General features: G+C 58.3%; 8 protein-coding genes and 1 riboswitch. All 8 genes read left to right on the plus strand.

The features are described 5' to 3' along the window. Positions 1-19: 19 nt before the first annotated feature. The 8 genes from BJL95_RS01890 (at position 20) to BJL95_RS01925 (ending at position 21,213) form a co-directional block, all read left to right on the plus strand. Positions 20-499, plus strand: a complete 480-nt coding sequence (locus BJL95_RS01890; protein WP_071155052.1) for an arsenate reductase ArsC — start codon at positions 20-22, stop codon at positions 497-499. A 25-nt stretch (positions 500-524) separates the two neighbouring features. Next, positions 525-968 carry an ArsI/CadI family heavy metal resistance metalloenzyme gene (locus tag BJL95_RS01895; RefSeq protein ID WP_071155053.1) on the plus strand — a complete coding sequence of 148 codons (444 nt, stop codon included), beginning with the start codon at positions 525-527 and terminating at the stop codon, positions 966-968. A gap of 24 nt (positions 969-992) precedes the next feature. Beyond that, positions 993-2,051, plus strand: coding sequence for an ACR3 family arsenite efflux transporter (arsB, locus tag BJL95_RS01900; RefSeq protein WP_071155054.1), 1,059 nt, complete (start codon positions 993-995; stop codon positions 2,049-2,051). Positions 2,052-2,948: 897 nt separating this feature from the next. Next, positions 2,949-3,072: riboswitch (cyclic di-GMP riboswitch) on the plus strand. A 38-nt stretch (positions 3,073-3,110) separates the two neighbouring features. Continuing rightward, the gene (locus BJL95_RS01905; RefSeq protein ID WP_071155055.1) at positions 3,111-3,872 is read left to right on the plus strand and encodes a VPLPA-CTERM sorting domain-containing protein; all 762 of its coding nucleotides are present in this window, start codon (positions 3,111-3,113) and stop codon (positions 3,870-3,872) included. A gap of 63 nt (positions 3,873-3,935) precedes the next feature. Further along, positions 3,936-5,543 carry a hypothetical protein gene (locus BJL95_RS01910; protein WP_071155056.1) on the plus strand — a complete coding sequence of 536 codons (1,608 nt, stop codon included), beginning with the start codon at positions 3,936-3,938 and terminating at the stop codon, positions 5,541-5,543. A gap of 272 nt (positions 5,544-5,815) precedes the next feature. Then, a complete protein-coding gene (locus BJL95_RS01915; RefSeq protein WP_254786663.1) occupies positions 5,816-7,459 on the plus strand; it encodes a ShlB/FhaC/HecB family hemolysin secretion/activation protein in 1,644 nt (547 codons plus the stop codon). A 643-nt stretch (positions 7,460-8,102) separates the two neighbouring features. Next, the gene (locus BJL95_RS01920) at positions 8,103-19,286 is read left to right on the plus strand and encodes a filamentous haemagglutinin family protein (RefSeq protein ID WP_071155057.1); all 11,184 of its coding nucleotides are present in this window, start codon (positions 8,103-8,105) and stop codon (positions 19,284-19,286) included. A gap of 139 nt (positions 19,287-19,425) precedes the next feature. After that, on the plus strand, positions 19,426-21,213 hold the full coding sequence (locus tag BJL95_RS01925; RefSeq protein ID WP_071155058.1) for a DUF2341 domain-containing protein: 1,788 nt from the start codon (positions 19,426-19,428) through the stop codon (positions 21,211-21,213). Positions 21,214-21,234 lie beyond the last annotated feature (21 nt).

The raw sequence follows: 21,234 nt of genomic DNA on the forward strand, positions 1-21,234 counted from the left end.
CCATAACATGGTCATCCGTATGAACGTTTTATTTCTGTGTACCGGCAACTCCTGCCGCTCGCTGATGGGCGAAGCGATCTTCAATCACTTGGCGCCGGCGGGCTGGCACGCGATCAGCGCCGGCAGCCGGCCGATCGGCCGGCTGAACGACGGCGCGGTGGCGATACTCGAAGAAAAAGGGATATCCACGGCCGGTTATTTCAGCAAATCCTGGAACGATTTGCCGCTGACCCCGGATATCGTGATCAGCGTTTGTGCCAATGCCGCCAACGAAACTTGTCCGGCTTATCTCGGCCCGGCCTTGCGTAGCCATTGGGGCGTGGACGATCCGGCGCATGCCGAGGGCAGCCCGGAACAAATCAAAGCGGCTTTCGAAACCGCTTACGGCATCGTGCGTTACCGAATCGAGCGCTTTCTGGACTTGCCGTTGGATGAGTTGAAAAACGATCCCGAGCGCTTCAAGGCCGAGCTGGATCGCATCGGCGCCTTGTTACCTTAATCCCTCTCGCGGAGAAAACAGCCTTATGAAACGTTTCCATATTCACCTTGCCGTCGACGATCTGCAACGGAACATTGCGTTCTACAGCGCGCTGTTCCAAGCCGAACCCAGCGCCGTCCACGACGACTACGCCAAATGGATGCTGGACGATCCGCGCATCAACTTCGCGATCTCCAACCGGGGCCGAGCAGCGGGCGTGGATCATCTCGGCATTCAAGTCGAATCGGAGCAGGCCTTGACCGAAATTCAGCAGGTGCTGCAACAGGCGGCGTTGCCGATCATGGAGCAAAAACAGGCGGCCTGTTGCTACGCCGAGTCGGACAAATACTGGACGGTCGATCCGCAAGGCATCCCCTGGGAAGCCTTTCATTCGTTGAAAAGCATTCCGATATTCGGTAAAGACGCCGATTTGCCGACCGATAGCGTTGCGAGTTGCTGCGGTCCTTCGTCGAATTGCAGTCCTATCTGATCGAACAGTTCGAGGTTTTCCACGATGAACTTGCCAATCTGCCCGCAGCCGCGCTTGTCGTTTTTGGACCGCTTCCTAACCTTGTGGATATTTCTCGCGATGTTGCTGGGTGTGGGCATCGGCTTTGCGTTTCCGGAACAGGTGAATCGCCTGAACGCCCAGGCTTCGGTCGGTACCACCAACGTCCCGATCGCGATCGGTCTGATTCTGATGATGTATCCGCCGCTGGCGAAAGTGCGTTACGAGGAACTCGGCGACGTGTTTCGTAACGGCCGGGTGTTGGCGCTGTCGCTGGTGCAAAACTGGCTGATCGGTCCGCTGTTGATGTTCGGCTTGGCGGTCGGATTTTTAGCCGACTATCCGGAATACATGACCGGCTTGATCCTGATTGGCCTGGCCCGGTGCATTGCGATGGTGATCGTCTGGAATGAACTGGCGCGCGGCGATAACGACTACTGCGCCGGGCTGGTGGCCTTTAACAGTGTGTTTCAAGTGCTGTTTTTCGGGGTTTATGCCTGGTTGTTCGTCACCGTGTTGCCGCCGCTGTTCGGTTTGCCGGGCAGTTTGGTGGCGGTGACGATCGCCGATATTGCCCAAAGCGTGTTTATTTATTTGGGGATTCCGTTCATCGCCGGTTTCGCGACGCGTTGGCTGTTGGTCAGAGCCAAGGGCAAGGATTGGTACCAGCAGAGTTTCGTACCCAAAATCAGCCCGCTGACGCTGATCGCGTTACTGTTTACGATCGTGACGATGTTCTCGTTGAAGGGCGAATTGATCGTGCAATTGCCGCTGGACGTGTTGCGTATCGCGCTACCGCTGTTGATTTATTTCGTCGCGATGTTTCTGGTCAGTTTCGCGATGGGCAAACTGATCGGCGCCGACTACGGCCAAACCACGACGTTGGCCTTTACCGCCGCCAGCAACAACTTCGAATTGGCGATCGCGGTGGCGGTGGCAGTGTTCGGCATCGACAGCGGCGCGGCTTTCGCGGCGGTGATTGGGCCGCTGATCGAAGTGCCGGTCATGGTCGGCTTGGTGAACGTCGCGTTCGCGATTCAACAGCGCTGGTTTGTCGGGCGCTAGTCCCGGCAGGTTTCGGCGTTCTCGCCAGCACCGGCTTTTTCGAACGATCGATCCCCCTGTAACCTCGGTTTCGGTCAATTTCTCGCAATTCGGCGTCAGCCGCCGCATGCCCTCTACATCCGGCCCTATTTCTCACTGGTGTTTCTCGGGCTGAGCCGGTCTAAGCCCGGACCGGCGTGCCCTTCGACAGGGCGAACGGTATTTAAGAGCCGGGTTAATAGGTCCCGCTCCGGCGGGGAAGCACAAACACGCCATTCCCAATGCCACGGGCATCCTGACTTTGCAAGCTATAGTTTTCCCGTTTGGGAAACTCCGGTAGGCGGCGTTTTAGCGGCGACCGAGTGTTTAGCCGCGAATCGCCGATAACCACGGTTAGCGCGTTTGCAACGCCGGGCAAAGTCAGTCCATCAGTGCTTGGTCCCCGCGACAGCGTCTAACGATTAGTACAGTTGCCCTCTCGCCGATATTCGTTTCCGGCCAATGTTAAGTCCTCCAATCGTTGGGCGGGCGGCCGATGCCGCACGCCAAATTCGACAGTCCATGTCGGATGCGCCCAATTTAGCCTGTTAGGTACGCGGTCCGTGGCGGCAACGATTCGCCCTTGAAAAACAACGTGCTGCGGCATTCGGCGATGTTTCGGCGTATCACGCATGTAATACATTTCACGATTCTTTAACAGAGCTGTAACGGAAACTTATTGATTTGTTTGGAATAATTCGCCGCAACTGAGATGGCAGGGAGCCGCGGGATCTTGGTTGATGCGGAATTACAGGGAACAGGGAAGACCAGCGAAGGGAGCGGCAAGAGGAAGAAGGTAGGGAGTAGGTTGCAATACGGACACATGGTAGCGGGGATAGCGACACCACTCGAGGTGTTAGAAGTTTAGTGAGCAGGTAAGCGTGTAAAAGCCAAACTCGCCGCGAGGCGGGGACGGAAAGTTTCAGGTCTTGGCTTGGGTCGGTCGCCGGGGATGGCGGCGGGCGGTAGGAAGCCGACAAGCCAAGACGGCTGGGCTGTCACCTTATGTATTTTTTAAATCTTAAACATAAGGAAACCATTATGAAATCTTTAAACAAAGCCTTGTTGGCGGCGGCGATGTTCGCTGCCACCGGCGCGGCGAATGCGGCGATCAACAATACTAGCGCGGCTACGGTCGAGGCCTATTTGTCGGTATACGACAAAAGCCAAACCTTGACGTTCACGCTGGATTTGGGCGTGCTGATGAGCGATTTGATCGCCAACGTCGCCAACGACAGCTATACGCTGAGCTACGATTTGAGCCTCAATGACAACTGGAACACCTTCGCCAGCGGTATGGATGCTTCGCAAACCAAGTTCGCGGTTGCCGTCGGTTTCGGTTCCAAGCAGTTGATCACCGGCATGACCGAGATTGCTAAATACAACAGTTTGCAACAATCCACAGTCCCTGGTACTGCGATCAAAAACCATGCGAATCAGATCAATGGCGGACAAGTCGCCGATAACCCCGGCGCTACTGGAAACGATTATGCCGCGAATCTGAGTTCGTTGGTGTACGACGCCGATACCCCGAATACCGGGCAACACAATGACTTCAACAGTATCTTCGGCACGGTCAGCTTGGCCCAAGCCAATATCGCCTACGGTACCTCCGGCGATTTCTGGTACTACAACGGCATTCAGCCTCACACGCTGGCCGCCGGTAAATGGACCCTGGCCGGCAATCTGCTGAGCTTCGGTCCGGCCCCGGCCAATGTGCCGCTGCCGGCCGCGGTTTGGATGTTCGGCGCCGGCCTGATGGGCTTGTTGCGCGCGACTCGCCGCAAATACGCCGCCGCATAAGCGGTATTCGGAGCGGCGTTGGCGCCGCTCCGGTTTGACGATTTTTTACTCGAGGAACTACCCATGAAAAACTTAGTATTAGGCACCGCGATCAGCGCCTTGTTGGCCGCATCAGGTGTGCAAGCCGCGACCGTCAACGATCCGATTCCGGTCGACGGCAACAACTTGCCCATCATCGACGCCAGCCAAACCAACGTGTTGTATTTGTCCGGCGCCTCCGCGGCGGTCAACTTTATCGAAAAACTGATCACCGATTCATCGGTACCGGCCGCCGATAAAGTCTGCGACACTACTAAAAAAATCTGGAAATACAAAGACAGCCTGACCGGTTCCGACCAAAACGCTTATTTGTGCACCCGCGCCACCACCAACAGCAATGTACCGACCAACAAGCCTTACATCTTGGTCTACAAACGCAGCGCCGGCGGTTCCGCGTTCGGCGTTAGCCCTATCATCGCCGAAGCCAATGGTAACACCGCTAGTGCCACGATCGAGTATTTGAAAATCAGCTCGGCTTGCACCTCCAACACCTTGCCGGTCGCCGGTTCGACACTGGGTTTGATTACCTGCCCTTACGACTTGGCCGATGCCAGCAAATACAGCACCCACATCTCCGACTTCGGCATTTCCGACGTCGACCCGGCGCAATTTACCGGTAACAACGCCCCAGCCGGCTATCTGGACGTGAATGCTGACGACGTTGCTAAATTGACCGTGAAAAGCGCTTCGGCGGTGACCTTCGGCGTGCCCGTCACCAAAAAACTGTATTTTGCATTGCAAGCCGCCCAAATCGCCAACGGTTCCTTGGCGGGCTGCGCGGTTGGTGCCGAAACCGAGGCCTGCATGCCTAGCCTGAGCTCGGCTCAAATCGCATCGATTCATGCGGGCAGCTGGGCGGACTGGAACCAATTGAAAGTGACCGGTTCCACCGGTTTGTACGATTGGGTCCAAGCCAATGCCGCCGCTTACTTGCCGGGTTCCTCGTTGTTGCATACCTGCCGCCGCGAAAACGGTTCCGGTACCCAAGCTCAATCCAATATCAAGTTCCTGCATGATCCTTGTACTTCGGCTGCTTCCGCGACGGCTCCGGCTTCCGACGCACTGGCCTTGGGTTTCGGCGAAGGCGACGGCTATCCGATGATCCACGAGAACAACACCTCGGGTTCGGTCGGCAACTGCTTGGACGAGCTGAACGACGGCAGCAACGCCGCCAACGGTTTCGATAACACCTACGGTGTGCGCTGGGCGGTCGGTATCCAGTCTCTGGAGAAAAAGACCGCCGTATCCAGCAACTTCCGTTTTGTTAAAGTCGATGGCGTAGCGCCGACCCTGGCTAACGTAGTCAACGGCAAATACAAGGACTGGGCGGAAAACACTTTCCAATATTGGACCGACCACTTTTCCGACGCTAACCTGAAAAAACTGACCAACGCGATCATTACTTCAGCCGGCGCGCCGGAAGTGATGGCGGCGCTGAACGCTGGTTTCACCCACACCTTTACCGCTACTCCAGGTGCATTCTTGGCCGTTCCGACCAGCTTTGCTCCCGAAGCCAACGGTGCGTTTAACGCCAGCCGTCCGGTCAATCCATACAGTCATGCGACAGCAGCCGCATCGACTAATGCCTGCCGCGCACCAACCATTTACAACAACGGCGATGCCAAACTGTAATGGTTGATTAGGGGCAATCCCGAACCAGGTCAGGGACGACCGCCTTAAAAAGTGACCGGGGCAGTCGCGGCAACGCGGCTGACCCGGCCGCTTTTTCGGTTTTAACGCGATTGCCGTTTTCGGGGCGACGCGGTCGATTCGTAGCAGGCCGGTTGCCGGTGCGAATGCCCGCCGCGCGTCACCGGTTTGTCATAAAAGCTTAACCTGGGCTACCTAAAATGGCGGCTCGCAGGCCTTCATAACGAAGGCCGTTTAGGTTTCATCGGAATTCAATGAGTTTGAACACTGTCCGCTTCCGCCGGGTCTGGCGCGAAGTATTGATGGCTGCATTGCTGGCTAGCGGCTCGCTGTCCGCGCTCGCGGCCGACCAGGCCTCTACGCCTTCAAACGGCAGCCAGACCGACCAAGCCGGCGCGCCGGCCAAGTTCGATTTGCTGGAATTGCGGGTCAAGGGCAATACGCTGTTGGACAAAAAGCAGCTCGAGCGCACGGTGTATCGGTTTTTGGGGCCGGACAAAAGCATCGATAACGTCGAATTGGCCAGGGCCGCGCTGGAAAGTCTGTATCAAGCCAACGGTTTTCAAACCGTCTCGGTGGATATTCCCGAACAGGACGTTAAAAACGGCGTGGTTTATCTGCAGGTCGTCGAAGGTAAGGTGTCCAAGCTGCGGGTCAAGGACTCGCGCTATTTCGCATTGGGCAAAATCAAGGCCGCCGTGCCGGAGTTGGCCGAAGGCAACGTTCCCAACATGCCGAAAATGCAGCAGCAACTGGCCGAGTTGGCCGGCCAATCGCCGGACCGCCAGATTCAGCCGATTCTACGCGCCGGCGAAACGCCCGGCACCTTGGAAGTGGATTTAAAGGTCAAGGACGAAATGCCTTTGCACGGCCGCGTCGAACTCAACGGCCGCAACACCTCGACCACCTCGCGGTTGCGGCTGATTTCGTCTTTGCGTTACGACAACCTATGGCAGGCCTTTCACAGTGCGTCGTTGATGTATCAAGTGTCGCCGGAAAACAACGCCGAAGTGGACGTTTGGGCCGGCACCTATGCGATGCCGCTGTTCGACTCGCCGACTCGGTTGGCTGTTTATGCGGTCAGTTCGTCGTCGAACGCCCAGATTGCCAGTGCCGGCGCTTTGTCGGTGATCGGTATCGGTAACATTTACGGCGCCCGGTTGGTGCATCCGTTTAAATCCCTACCCGACTACTACCACAGCGGTACCTTGGGCGTGGACTACAAGGACTTTAAGGAAGATTTGAATTTGATCGGCGCCGACTCGATCAAGACTCCGATCAGTTACACGCCGTTCCTGGCTCAGTACAGCGGTACGCTGAACGGTGACGGCCGTCAGACCAGCTTCGATTTGGGCGCGCACTGGTCGTTTCGCGGCTTGGGCAACAGCCAACGCGAGTTCGAGAACAAGCGCTATTTGGCCAAGGCCAGCTATCTGTATTTGACCGGCGATTTAAAACATCGGCACGATTTGCCATGGGGCATGAGCTTGGTCGGTCATTTCGCCGGTCAGGCGGCCGATAGTCCCCTGATCAGTAACGAGCAATTCTCGCTGGGCGGCGCGCAAAGCGTGCGCGGCTATTTCGAAACCCAGGCCTTGGCCGACGACGCGGTGTTCGGTTCGTTGGAATTGCATAGCCCGCATTTAGGTTTGGCCGATTGGGAAGCGGTCGATGAGTTGAAGCTGTTGGCGTTTCTGGACGCCGGTAAGGGTTGGGTCAAGAACCCTTTGAAAGGCAACGCCAAGGGCAATTTCTTGAGCAGCGCCGGCGTCGGCTTACGCTTTCAGGTGTGGAAGCATTTGAGCGGGGCTTTCGACGTAGGCATACCGTTCAGCGGGTTGGCGCCGGTCAGTAGCGGCGATCCGCGCGTGCATTTCAATATCGCCACCGATTTTTAAAGGCTGTTCCGCTATGCGGAACGCGAGGGTCTATTCGGCAAGTCGCGGAGAAACTCGCGGATTTTTCGATTGTTGAAGGGAGTACAAAGCTAGGTTTGTACTCCGGCTGGTTTCTGGAGTCGATAAATAGATGCGTTTAAACGGTATTTAAAACATCGGCTTGAACGTATGGAAATTCGGCGTATTTATAGATTTTGTTTGAACGGCGGCGCGCGAACGGCGAAATCGGCAATGTTGGTTGTTACGATAATATGACCTAATTTTTATACTATTAATTTTCAAGATTATCCCGGCGATTTATTTTCTGTAACTAATTAATTAATAAGGAATTTAATTGGATGTTTTTTGTTCGGTGACGGGTTTGGGTTTTGGGTGTAATAGATTCGTCATATTTCGAATGTCTAAATAATTTGATTGCTACTTTAGTACAGTTTTTAGCGACGGTTGGTCGGATAGATTAATAAATAGTCACTATTCGCCGGGCATTTGGAAAAGGGTGGTTTATTCCTTCTCCGCGGGAAAGAAATTCGTGCCGCGCGCTGAATGGTTGCAATCAATAGAACATTAATTCGGCGAAGTCGCTGTTTGCGCTTATTTGGTTAATTCCCCGCCGGCGCGTTATTTTATTTGAAGGGCTAATTCCATGACCAACAAACCATCGGCTAAATCCCAGGACGTTCAATTTCGATTGAAACCGCTCGCGGCTTGCGTGCGCTACGCATTGGCCGGCGGCCTGTTGGTCGGCAACGGCGCCGTGTTCGCCGACTTACCGATACCGGCGGCGGCGTGGATCACTAGCGGTAGTGTGCAAACACCGGTCGTGGACGGGAATACGATGGTGATCAAGCAGCTTTCGGACAAAGCGGTCTTGAATTGGCAAAAATTCAACGTCGGCAAGGAAAATACCGTCAAGTTCGAGCAGCCCGGCACCTCGTCGATCGCATTGAATAAGATTAACGATCAAGACCCCAGCAAGATCATGGGTCAGATCGTCGCCAACGGCCAAATCTATCTGTACAACAAAAACGGCTTTATTTTCGACAAAGACTCGGTGGTGAACGTCAACAGCTTCATCGCCACCACTTTAAAGGTTACCGACGAAGCCTGGGCGCGCGGCATCACCCGCGTCTACGACGAAAGCAAGGGCGCGGCCTTGGTCATCGAACCCAAATCGCCTGACGATAAGCTCGATCCGAAAACCGCCGAAATACTGATTAACGCCGGCGCCAAGATCACCACCGACAAGGCCGGCCGCATCATCATCGCCGCGCCGAAAATTACTAACGAGGGGACCGTGAGCGCCGGCGCTCAAGGCCAAATCATCATGGCGGCCAGTGAAGACAAGGTGTATCTGCAGGCCGCCGACGATAAAAGTCCGTTCGCCGGCTTGCTGGTCGAAGTCGGTACCGGCGGCAAGGTGACCAATCGCGGCGACATTTCGGTGCGGCAGGGCAATGTGACCTTGGCCGGTTTCGCGGTCAACCAGGAAGGCCGAGTCAGCGCGACGACGTCTGTCAACGTTAACGGTTCCATTCGTTTGATCGCCAGGGAGAAAATCAAGGAGAACAATCCGGTATTGCGCGCTACGCAGACCGTCCGCGACAATGCCGGCGACGGGGCCGAAACCAAGGCCAAGGTTCGCTTGGGTGACGGCAGCGTCACCGAAGTGGTGGCCGATAGCGACGGCGGTAGCGCGATCGACGAACAGACGCAACCGGCGTCTTATATCGAGATTGGTGCCCACACGGTGGCCTTGGAGTCGGGTTCGACGATACACGCGCCCGGCGCGACCGTTGCCGTTAACGCGACCGATAATCCGGAAAACGCTGCCATCGGTAAGTCCGGCCGAATATTGATTGATAAAAACGCCAAAATCGACGTGGCCGGCTATAAAAACGTCAAGGTAGCGATGGAGCGCAATGTCGGCGAGATTTCGGTGCAGAGTTACGACTTGCGCGATTCGCCGCTGCAGCGCGGCGGGATTCTAAAAGGCAAAACAGTGTATGTCGATTTGCGCAAGGGTACCGAGCTGGTCGATGACGACGGCGCCTTGGCCAGGATCAGCCGAACGGTGGAAGAGCGATTGGGCACGGGCGGTAAAATCACGTTGACGTCCGGTGGCGACGTGATCGCCAACGACGGCTCGCAATTCGATATTTCCGGCGGCTCGCTGCAATATCAGGATGGTTACATCAAGACCACCAAGCTGCTGACCAGCTACGGTGAGGTTGTCGATATTAGCGATGCCGATCCTACGGCACAGTATGCCGGCGTTTTCGGTAGCGTCGAGGAAAATCATGCCAAATGGGGGGTCAGTAAAACGTGGAACTTGCTGGGGACGTTCGGCAAAGGCGTTTTTGAAAAAGGCTATACCGAGGGTCTGGCCGCCGGCAGCTTGAATATCTCGGCACCTCGGCTGGCGTGGGGCGGCACTCTGACCGCTGGTTCCGAGGTCGGTGTTTACCAGCGGGCTTCGGCGAGTGCCGCCGCGAACGGCAGCTTTGAGATCGATTTGGCGACGTTTCAGGACGCTCAAAAAACTCTGCAGAACGTTCAATTCGTCGATCGCGCCGGCGCGTTGGCCTTGGCGTTGAACGACGAATTCCCCAAGAACGGCGAGACCGATATCGATTTGAAAATCGCGGCCGCCACGCTAACCCGCTCCGGCGTCGGCAACGTGTCGGTGAAGACCCGCGGCGACGCTTCCCTAGACACCGACTTGGCGATGGGGCCGGGCGGCAAATTGAGCGTCGAGGCGACCAACATCGCCGTCAACGGCGATTTCAAAGCGGCCGGCGGCGCTCTAAATTTGCAAACCGATATTTCAGCGGTGGCGGATGGCGTCGATCTAGCGCGACAGGGGCGGATAGTCGTGGCGTCCGGAGTCAAAGTGGATGTATCCGGCGCATGGGTCAACGATTTGCGTAGTGGTCTGCATGGAACCCCGACCGATCCGTTGCTGATCGACGGCGGTAAAGTGGTGTTTCGCGCCAACGGCGACGTGCTTGTAAACAAGGGTGCCAAAATTTTGGCCGACGGTGGCGCATGGTTACCGGTCAACGGCAACCTGCGGTCCGGTCGCGGCGGCGAGATTACGTTGGCGGCCGAAGGCAGCACCGGCGACTTGATTTCGACGCTGACCTTGGCTGGCGAAATCTCCGCCTACGGTTTGGAACAAAACGGCGTGCTCAATCTGACGAGCGGCAAAATCCTGGTGGGATTGCCCGACGCCGCCGCCGACGTGACCGATACGCTAGTGCTGGGTACTTCAGCCGGATCGTTCGACCTATCCAAGCAGTTGGCCTTTCGCGAAATCAATCTGAGCGCCGACTTCGGCGGATTGACGGTAAAACGCAACGTGGACTTGAACTTGAGCCAGCGCAATCTGGTATTGACTGCCGGTTACCAGAACGCGGCGACCGGCAGTTCGATACGCCGGTTTAGCCGGACCGTCGAATTGGCCGACCATTTGCGCCAGTCGGTCACGCTAACTTTAAAAGGCTATGCCGGCGTCGTGATGGAAACCGGCAGCCGCATCGTCGCCGATACCGGTTCTACGATCGGACTGACCGCGACGGCCGGCAGCGTCTTTATCGATGGTGCGTTGAAGGCGGCGGCCGGAAAAATCAATTTGATCATCGACCCGGCCGCTGGCTTGCAATACGATCCCACTCAAACCATTTGGCTGGGCAACCATGCCAGCTTGGACGCGCGCGGCGTCGCGGTGAAGGAACTGGCGGACGCTTACGGGAACCGGGGCGGTCAAGTGCTGGACGGGGGCACGATCGCTTTCGATGCCAAACGCGGCGCCGTGGTGATCGCCGAAGGGGCGGTCCTGGATGTTTCCGGTACCGTGGCGACCGTCGACGTCGAGCGTTCCGATACGGTTTCGGCGGCGGCCTTCGTCAAGCGAACCTTCGCCTCCAATGCCGGCAACATATCGATCAAAGCGGCCGACGGTATCGTTATCGATGGTGAAATGCGAGCCTATGCCGGTTCGGCCAGCATGCACGGCGGGCGATTGTCGCTGCGCCTCGATCGTTCCGAATTAAACCGTCCGGAAATTCCGGTCGTGCCGTTTCCCGACGGACCGTTGGTCATTAACGTCAGTCAGAGCGGCAAGCGCCAATCCGAAGAGGATCTGAAGTTCGGCGACGCCTACCCGGAAGACGGCATCGGCTTCGCAAGTATCGGCGCGGATCAGATTAGCGCCGGCGGTTTCACCGACCTGAGTCTGGCCGTGAACGGGACGCTAGGCGACGCGGCGGTGGCCTTCGTCGGCGACGTCAATCTGACTGCGGGGGAACGCATCCACATCGATGCCGCCGAGCTGCGCGCGGTCGGATCGAACGGCGCCGACGCCGGCTCGGTTGTGTTGAATACCACTTTTCTAGAGCTCGGTTCCGATAAGCTACGCACTATTGCCGACAGCGCCGAAACCGGTAGCGGACAGTTCGCCGGCAATGCGCAATGGATACAACTGACCGGCGCTAGTCTCTGGAACGGCTTCCAGAAGGTCACGCTAAACAGCGCCCACGATATACGCACGATAGGCGTCCGCGAGGAAAGCGACGAGCAACGCGATTATGTCGGTGCCCTGGTGACGGCCGGCGATTTGTATTTGCACGCCAGCCAAGTATATCCCAGCACACTGACCGACTTCACGTTCGCGGTGCGCGGCAATCCGGACGGAAAAATCGTTATCTCCGGCACTAACACCGATGCGACGCCGTTGTCGGCGGCCGGTTCGTTGACTTTCGAGGCGCCCTTAATTAGCCAGCAAGGCGTGGTCAAGGCGCCGCTCGGGAAGATTACGTTCCAGGCCGGCGATACGCTAACGCTGGCCTCCGGTAGCGTGACTTCAGTCTCGGGTATCGATCGGCTGACCGCTACGGAGCTATTGATTCCATTCGGTGTTGTTCAGGGCGGAACCGACTGGTTATATACCTTGGATAATGTTCGAAACCTGGTTTGGGGCGCCGCGCCGGAAAAACGCATCGTCATGGACGCGCCGGAGATCGATGTCGCCAGCGGCAGTCTTGTGGATTTGGCTGGCGGAGGCGATTTGCTGGCCTACGAATTCATACCGGGTGCCGGCGGCTCCTACGATTATTTAACGTCCGGTAGCGGCAGCTATCAGGGCGGCTTCGCGATTTTGCCGACCTTGGGGTCGTTGCTGAGTCCGTACGACCACTATCAAAGTAGTAGCTTCGATTATTCGCTCGGCGCCACGATTCATTTGGAAGCGAGCGGCGATCTGCCGGCCGGCGATTACGCGATTTTGCCGGCGCATTATGCATTGCTGCCGGGCGCCTATCTGATCACACCGGTCGCCGACACTCAGGACCAAGTCGTCACCCAATACACGCCTGACGGTAGAACCATCGTGTCCGGTTATTTCGCCCAGGCCGGCGGCAGTATTCGCGATGCGCGTTCCAGCGGTTTTCTAATCGAAACCGGCGCTGACGTTCGTAAGTACTCGGAATATCAAACCTACACTGCCAACAGCTTTTACCAGGAGCGAGCTAAAACCAACGAAACCGCAACGCCCAATTTACCGATGGACGGCGGCCAGGTTTCGTTGATCGCGCAAACCCGGTTGGTGATGGAAGGGGAGTTCATGCTGCAAGCCTTGCAAGGCGGCCGCGGCGCTCGAATGGATATTGCCGCCAATAACATCCGCATCGTCGCCGACCGCTCCGGCGAGGCTGCCGGCACCGGCGTCTTGGAAATTCTGGCCGACGACTTGAGCGCGCTGAATGTGGAAAGCCTGTTGCTCGGCGGCGCGCGAGACCGCGATGTCGAGACTGGCGAGACCGCGGTTGATGTCAGTGCCGATAGCGTGGTGTTCGCCGAGGGCGTCAATCTGCGCGGCGGCGAGATTATCGCGGCGGCCAAAAACCTGGTCGAAGTGCGTACCAATGTGAGCTTGGATGCCGATCGCCGTGTGGTCGGCGGGGACAGTGTGTTCAATCTGGTCGGTAACGGGGCCTTGCTACGCTTGTCCGGCGGCGATCAAATCGAACTGAACCGTACCGAAACCGACGGTTCGGCGGGCGATTTGTTGGTCGCCAAGGATGCGTTGTTGCACGCCGCCGCTTCGATGTTATTGGATGCTTCGCACTCGACCGAGTTGCAGGGTGATATTCGGATGGAGGGAGGTTCGTTGAATCTGGCGGCCAATAGCGTCAATCTCGGTGCCGTGGACGGCTTGGCCGGCGGCGCATTGAATCTGACCAACGCCAAATTGGCCCAGTTAAACGTGGACGAATTGGTGCTGACCGCGCGTGATAGCCTCGGCTTTTACGGCAATGTGGATTGGCGGGGCGAGCGTTTGGCGATTAACGCCGCGGGTATGACCGGTCACGGCGCGGCCGGCGACGTGGCGTCGATCAGCGCCGGAACGCTGGTCTTGGCGAACAGCGGAGCGGCGGAAAATCTACAGACTGTTGACGGCGGCGGTCGATTGGCTATCGTTGCCGATAGACTGGAAACCGGTGCCGGCCGGTTTTCGATACTGGGTTTCGACGCGGTCGATGTCAACGCGAGCGAGCAAGTCCGCGCCACCGGTGACGGCGAATTGCGCGTCGCGGCCGATTTGCGGCTGGCGACCGGCGGTTTCGGCGCCGACGGCGGCGCCAGCTTGAACATTGACGCGAGCGGGCATGCGGCGGAATTCGCCGGTCTAACCGGTAACGCGGCTATCGTCAGCGGGTACGGCGCCGAATTGGCCGTTACCGCCGACAATATCGACTTCGATAGTCGGGTGGTGTTGCCGTCCGGCGCGTTGAGCCTGCACGCGTTGAGCGGTGACGTGAGCTTGGGCGAACATGCCCAGCTCGATTTGGCGGGGCGGGCCGTCAAGTTCGGTGATGTCGACCAATACAGTCCGGGCGGCCACTTCACGGCGGTGGCGGATCACGGCGGCATCGTCGCCAAGGCCGGGTCATTGATCGACGTGGATAGCGGCGGTGGCGATGCCGAGGGCGGAAATGTCGAAATCCGGGCTCTGGAAAAATCGGCTTCGTTGCAAGGCGAACTGCAAGCCAAGTCCGGCAGCGCGACGGTCGAGGTCGGCGAGTTCGCCGCCGGCCAGGGTTTCGACGCGTTAACGCAAAAATTGAACGGCGCCGGTATCGATCGTTCGATATATATCCGAGTCGGACAAGCCGATATCGTGCAAAGCCAGTCCGGCTCGGTCCGCGCCGAACAAGTGACGCTGGTCGCCGATACCGGTTCGATCGAACTGGCCGGCACCGTGAACGCCGACGCCGCCGACGCCGGCGGTAGCATCAAATTGTATGCCGGCGACGATGTGGTTCTGAACGCCGGCGCTACGCTGTCGGCGCGCGGTACCGGTGACGGCGCCAAGGGCGGTTCGGTGTTGTTGTCCAGCGTCGATAGCGACGGCGACGGGATCTCCGGCGTCGCGGTGGGCGAAGGTAGTCAAATTGACGTGCATGGCACCGGCGCGGAAGGCGGCGACGTGACGCTACGGGCCTTGCGGGACGGCATCGGGGTGCGGATACAGCCGGTCGCCGGCTCGGTTCGCGGTTACAAGACGTTTTACGCGGAGGGCGTCGCCAAATATGCCAACGCCGATTTGGGCGACGACGGCCGGATCGACGCCGCCGACATCGCCAAAATCAAGGCCGATACCGCCGCCTACATGACCGAAGCCAACATGGCGGCGGTCGCCGACCAGTTGGGCCAAGGCATCCGGTTGCTGGCCGGCGTCGAGATCGATTACAGCGGCGACCTGACCTTAAAGGACAAGTGGGATCTGGCCGACTGGCGCTACGACGAAAACAGCGACGACAATGTTTGGGACGACGTGCCGGGGCGCTTGGTGATTAGGGCCAGCGGCGATTTCACACTGGATCAGTCGTTGAGCGACGGGTTTAAAAACGTCACGTTTCAATACGACAATTTCGACGGCACTACCAAGTCGGTCTCGATTATCGACAAATTGCAGAGCGGCGCGTCCTGGTCCTACCAACTGACCGCCGGCGGCGATTTGACCAGCGCCGATTCGGACAAAACCTTGGGTGCCGGCGATCTGACGCTAACCAGCAACGTCAAGGTTAGAACCGGCACCGGCGACATTCAGTTGAATGCCGGCGGCGATATAGTGATTTCAGGCGGCGAGAGCGCCACCAACCGGTTGGCTTCGACCGCCGCGAAAAGCAGCACGGTTTTGGCGGTCAGCGATGCGTCGGCCTGGAAAGCCGGCGGTTATCTATCGGGTTCGGGGATTGTCGCCGGGACCTATATTACCGATGTAGCCGCGGGCGGAATCGCGCATGCGACGTCCGCTTCGGCAATCAATCGCAGCCTATCGTTACGGCTGGACGACAGCGACGCGTCCGGGTGGCGGGTTGGCGATTATTTGACTGGTAACGGCATCGCGTCGGGTACCACTATCACCGGTATTAATCCGGCCGGCGTCGCGGCGCAAACCACGGCCTTGGCCGCCAAGAACACCAAGAGTCTGAAAGTCGCCGATGTCGGCGGTTGGGTGGTTGGCGACTACCTGTCCGGCAACGGTGTCGCGGCCGGGACTCAGATTACCGCGATCAACGTCAACACCAAGACAGTCACGATCAACAACGCACTGACTGCGGCGGTTTCGGCCAATTCGACCTTGACGACCCTGCCTTCGGTACATTTAAGCACCGCGACGACCAAAATAATGACCGCCGACACGGCCATTTCGACGTTGCCGACCGTGACGCTTAGCCAAGCCACGTCGTTGCAGATAGCCAATAATACTCAACTAACCGCCACTTACACGCCGGCATCCATCTACAGCGCGGGCACAACGACGCAAATCGCTCCTTACGGCACGCTCAGCGACCGGGCGGTTGCCTTGTTTGCCTATAGCGAATACCCGGTGGACGGCGGCAATGTCGGTCTGGCGGCGGCCGGTAATATCCAAGGGACGGTCAGTAATAACGACTATAACGATTGGTTGCTACGCATCGGCAAGTGGTCGGATCAGGCTCAGGAAAAGCCAACCGCCTGGGGCGTGGCCTTGGGCTATATTCCCGGCGCCGCCAGTAACACCCAACCGGGTAAGGCACCAATGCCGTTGTTCCAGCAAAACGTCGGCGCTTTCGGCGGCGGCGCGGTTAAGGTCACGGCGGGCGGCGATATCAACGATCTGGAAGTGGTCATGCCGACCACCGGCAAGCAGGTCGGCGACGCCAATGGTAGCTCGAATTTGAGCGGATTTAACAGCAATCAAGTCGAGGTCGGCGGCGGCGGAACCCTGGCGATACAGGCCGGCGGCAACGTCAACGGCGGTGTGTTCTACGTGGGCCAAGGCGAAGGCTCGCTGAACGCTGGCGGAAGCATAGGCGGCGGCAGTCAGTTTGCCGACGGACCGGTACTGTTGATGGGGGATACCCGTTTCGACATATCGGCTGGAAACGACTTGTCGCTGGCCGGCGTCACCGATCCGATGATAGCGGACGACGGCGAAGTGAATTTTTTCAGCTACGGCGCCGACAGTGGTTTGACCTTGGCGAGTTTGGCCGGCGACATTGGCTTACACAGTAGTGCGTCAAAACTGATTTCCGTGTTGATTCCCACTGGAACGAATGAGCAACAGTCGTTGGCCGCCTTATATCCCGGCTCCTTGAATGCCACCGCGTTTGGCGGAGACATCGTATTGAACGACGAAATCATCCTGTTTCCGGCGGCGACCGGTAGCTTGAATTTGTTGGCGGAAGGCGACATCAGCGCGGCCGATCTTACCGATCGCCTGGGTGTATCCGATGCCGACCCGGCGTTGGCGCCCGGCGCTACCGCACCGTTGGCGCGGACGTCGATGGCGGATTTGGCCGGCGCCTTCAATCCGCTCGGGAATTCGCCGCTGGCGCATGCCGCCACGCCAATCCACGCCGGCGACAAGCAACCGGCGCGCTTGGTGACTCGCAGCGGCGACATCAAGAATATCGAATTGGTGTTAGCGACCAAAGTCTTGGTGGATTCGGGGCATGACATCCTGAATCTAGCGGTGTCGGCGCAACACGCCAACGTCGACGATGCCAGCCTAATCAAGGCCGCCCGCGATATTCGCTTTAGCAGCGCTCGCAATGCGAATGGTTCGCTGTTGGATAACAGCGCTAGTATCGAGATCGGCGGCAGCGGTGAGGTGCTGGTAAAAGCCGGCCGCGACATCGATTTGGGGGCTTCCAACGGGATATCGACGGTCGGCGACGTGACGAATGCCAATCTGCCGGACCAGGGTGCCAATCTGACAGTGATGGCCGGCGTCGGCGGCGAGATCGACTATGCCAATTTCATTGAGGTTTATCTGCAAGGTCCGACGCGTTACATCCAAACCTTGTTGGCGTTCGCCGATTATTACGAGCGATTGAATAATTTAAAAAATGCCGACTTGTTTAGTGACGTATCCGGCGCGGCTGGTCTGGACGCCGCCAAGTACCAGAAGTTGGAAACCTTGATTTCGGCGGTTTACCAAGCCCATGAAAAGGAGCATGCCGACGCCAGGCAGGCGATCGGCGCCTTGGTAACCGACTTTATGCGGACGCGCACCGGCGAGGCGAATTTAAGCGAAGCCGACGCGCTAACGGCGTTCGCTAGCCTGTCCAACGACGATTTGGTTGCGATAGAACCGCAACTTAGCAAAATTCTGATGCCGCTGTATTTCCAACAAATTCAATCCACCAGCGGAGAAGCGGTCATCAAGGTTTTGGGTGAATCCAAAGTGCAGGCATTGTTCCCCGGCGCCACTTGGAAGACCGATCTCGGTAAGGCGCTGAATGTGTTGGGCTACGCGTCCGAAGCCTTTCTGTTCCCCGGTGCCGCGACTCAATCCAAGCTTATCGATGCGACGCGGTCGCTGACGGGCGACACTACGCTAACTTCGGCATCGGCACTGGAAGCTTTTCGCGAGTTGCCGACGCAGCAAGTAGCGGCGGCACGGAAAACCTTCGATGTGATTCAAGCGCAGTTTTTCAGCGGCTTGAAGTCGGGCGACGGCGCCTTGGCCGAAAGTGCTTTGCAAGCGCTGTTCCCGGAAGGCGATTGGCTTGGTGCCGACGGTCTTGCGCAGGTCTCGTTTCCGTGGCAGGGTAACTTGCGGATGGTGTTCAGCAAAATGCATACGCTGGATGGCGGAAACATCAATCTGTTGGTGCCGGGCGGCGAAGTCAACGCCGGTCTGGCGGTATCCTTTCAGGGCGCTAAGCCGGCGTCGGACCTGGGTATTGTCGTGCAGCGCGCCGGCAGTGTGAACGCTTTCGTGCGCGATAATTTTCAGGTCAACACGTCCAGGGTGTTCGCGTTGGACGGCGGCGACATTATGCTGTGGTCGTCCAAGGGTAATATCGATGCCGGCCGCGGTGCCAAATCGGCTATTTCCGCGCCGGCGCCGAAAATCAGCTTCGACGAAAAAGGCAACATGGTCATCGAGTTTCCGCCGGTGGTATCCGGCAGCGGTATCCGGACCGCGGGCAGCTCGGAAGGCGTGGTCGGCGGCGACGTGTATTTGTTCGCGCCGCAAGGGGTGGTCGATGCCGGCGAGGCCGGGATCGGCGGTACCAACGTCACCATTTCGGCGACGGCGGTATTGGGCGCGCAAAACATCCAGGTCAGCGGAATTTCCACCGGCGTGCCGGTGGCCTCGGTCGGCAGCGTTGCCGCCGGCTTGACCGGCACCAGCAATTTGACCGCCGGTGTCAGCCAAATGGCCGAAAGCACGGTCGGCGGCGACGTGGCCGGCAAGAACACCGCCGCCGCGATTGCCAAGGCTATCCTCGGCATACTCAGCGTCGAAATCCTCGGTTTCGGCGATTGATAGCGGTACCGGCGGCAAGCTGCCGCTGATTGGCTCGGCGGAGCGCGCCGTCCGAGGCTTTGGCGTCATTCCCAAGGTGTCATAAAAATGTAAGATTTGGCGGGGATAATTCGCGATATGTTTTGATTTGAGAGTAAACATGAAGCGGATAGTCCTTGCAGTATTGACCTTGTTGAGTTTGTCGCAGCCGGCCCTGGCGTGGTGGAACGACGATTGGGGTTACCGGAAGAAAATCACCCTGGATGCCAAGCAGTTGCAACAGGAGGGCGTGAAACCGGCCGGCGAGGCTTTGATACCGGTGCGGCTGCATACCGGCAACTTCGGCTTCTTTACCGATCTGGGCGAAAACGGCAAGGATGTGCGCTTTATCGCCGGCGACGACAAAACTCCGCTGAAGTTTTTCATCGAGAAAATCGATGCCGTCAACGAGATGGCGCTGATCTGGGTGAAATTGCCCAAGGACATCGCCAATGCCGACGAGCCGGCGATCTGGATGTATTACGGCAATCCCAAGGCCGTGGACGGCCAGGACGGCGTCGGCTTGTTCGATGTCGCCCAAGGTCTGGCCTTCCACTTCGAGGCCGATGCGGTCAAGGATGCCACCGCCTACGCCAGCCAACCGAGTAGCGCCGGCTCCAGCCGGATCGAGGGCGGCGCGATCGGCGACGCGGCGGGGTTTAACGGCGGAGCGGTCATCAAGGTGCCGGCCACGCCGGCGATCCAAACCGCGACCGATCCGGGCTGGACGCTGTCGATGTGGGTCAAGATCGATCAGGCCCAGTCCGACGCGGTGTTGTTTCAACGCGATAAGTTGACTTTGTCCGTTAGAGGTCAGGCGCCGGTCCTGCAAGTGGCTGGCAAGGAATTCGTCAGTCCGGTCGGTTTGAATCTGGCCGCGTGGCAGTTGTTGGCGGTGACCGGCAACGCCGGCGGTTACACCTTATATGTCGACGGCAAGGCGGTCGGCAACGTGCCGGCGACGGTGACCGCGCTCGACGGCGAGCTGGCGATCGGCGCCGCGTTGGACGGTAGCCGCGGCTTCGTAGGCGCGCTCGACGAATTCGGCATCGCCAAAACCGTGCGCGACGGCAACGCCTTGCGCTTTGCCGCCTTGTTGCAGGGCCAGAATTCCACGTTGTTGAGTTACGGCGAGGACAGCACGCCTGACAGCGAGGAGGGCGGCGAGTCGTATTTTACCGCGACGCTGAACAACGTGACCGTGGACGGCTGGGTGGTGATCGGCATTCTGATGGTGATGTTCGTGATCAGTTGGCTGGTGATGATCGCTAAGGCCATCGTGCTGGGCCGGACTCAGTCCGAAAACAAAAAGTTCGAAGCGGCCTTTAGCCGTTTAGGCCAGCGCGATATTGCCACCTTGGACCACGCGGACGAAGACGGTCAAAGCGATTTCGACGAGTCGCCGCTGCTGCTGTCGTTGACCGGCCATCACGCTGCCTTCGCCGGGTCGTCGATCTACCGGGTCTATCACGTCGGCGTACAGGAAATGAACAAGCGTCTGGCCAAGGCGGTTGGCGCCGACGTCGCGGACCGTAGCTTGTCGGCGCAGGCGCTGAATGCGGTTAAGGCATCGATGGACGGCGCGTTGGTCCGCGAACTGCAAAAACTCAATTCGCAAATGGTGTTGTTGACCATCGCCATCTCCGGCGGACCGTTTCTGGGGCTGCTCGGAACCGTGGTCGGGGTGATGATTACCTTCGCGGCGATCGCGGTCAGCGGCGAAGTTAACGTCAACGCCATCGCGCCTGGTATCGCGGCGGCGCTGACCGCGACGGTCGCCGGGCTGGGCGTCGCGATTCCGGCCTTGTTCGGATACAACTATTTAGGTAGCCAGATTAAGGTGATTACCGCCGATATGCAGGTGTTCGTCGACGAGTTCGTCGCCAAATTGGCCGAACAGCACAGCTGACCACCCATTCGTAGGGTACGC

Origin of the sequence: Methylomonas sp. LWB, from assembly GCF_001856095.1 — a bacterium.
Taxonomy (GTDB): Bacteria; Pseudomonadota; Gammaproteobacteria; order Methylococcales; family Methylomonadaceae; genus Methylomonas; species Methylomonas koyamae_A.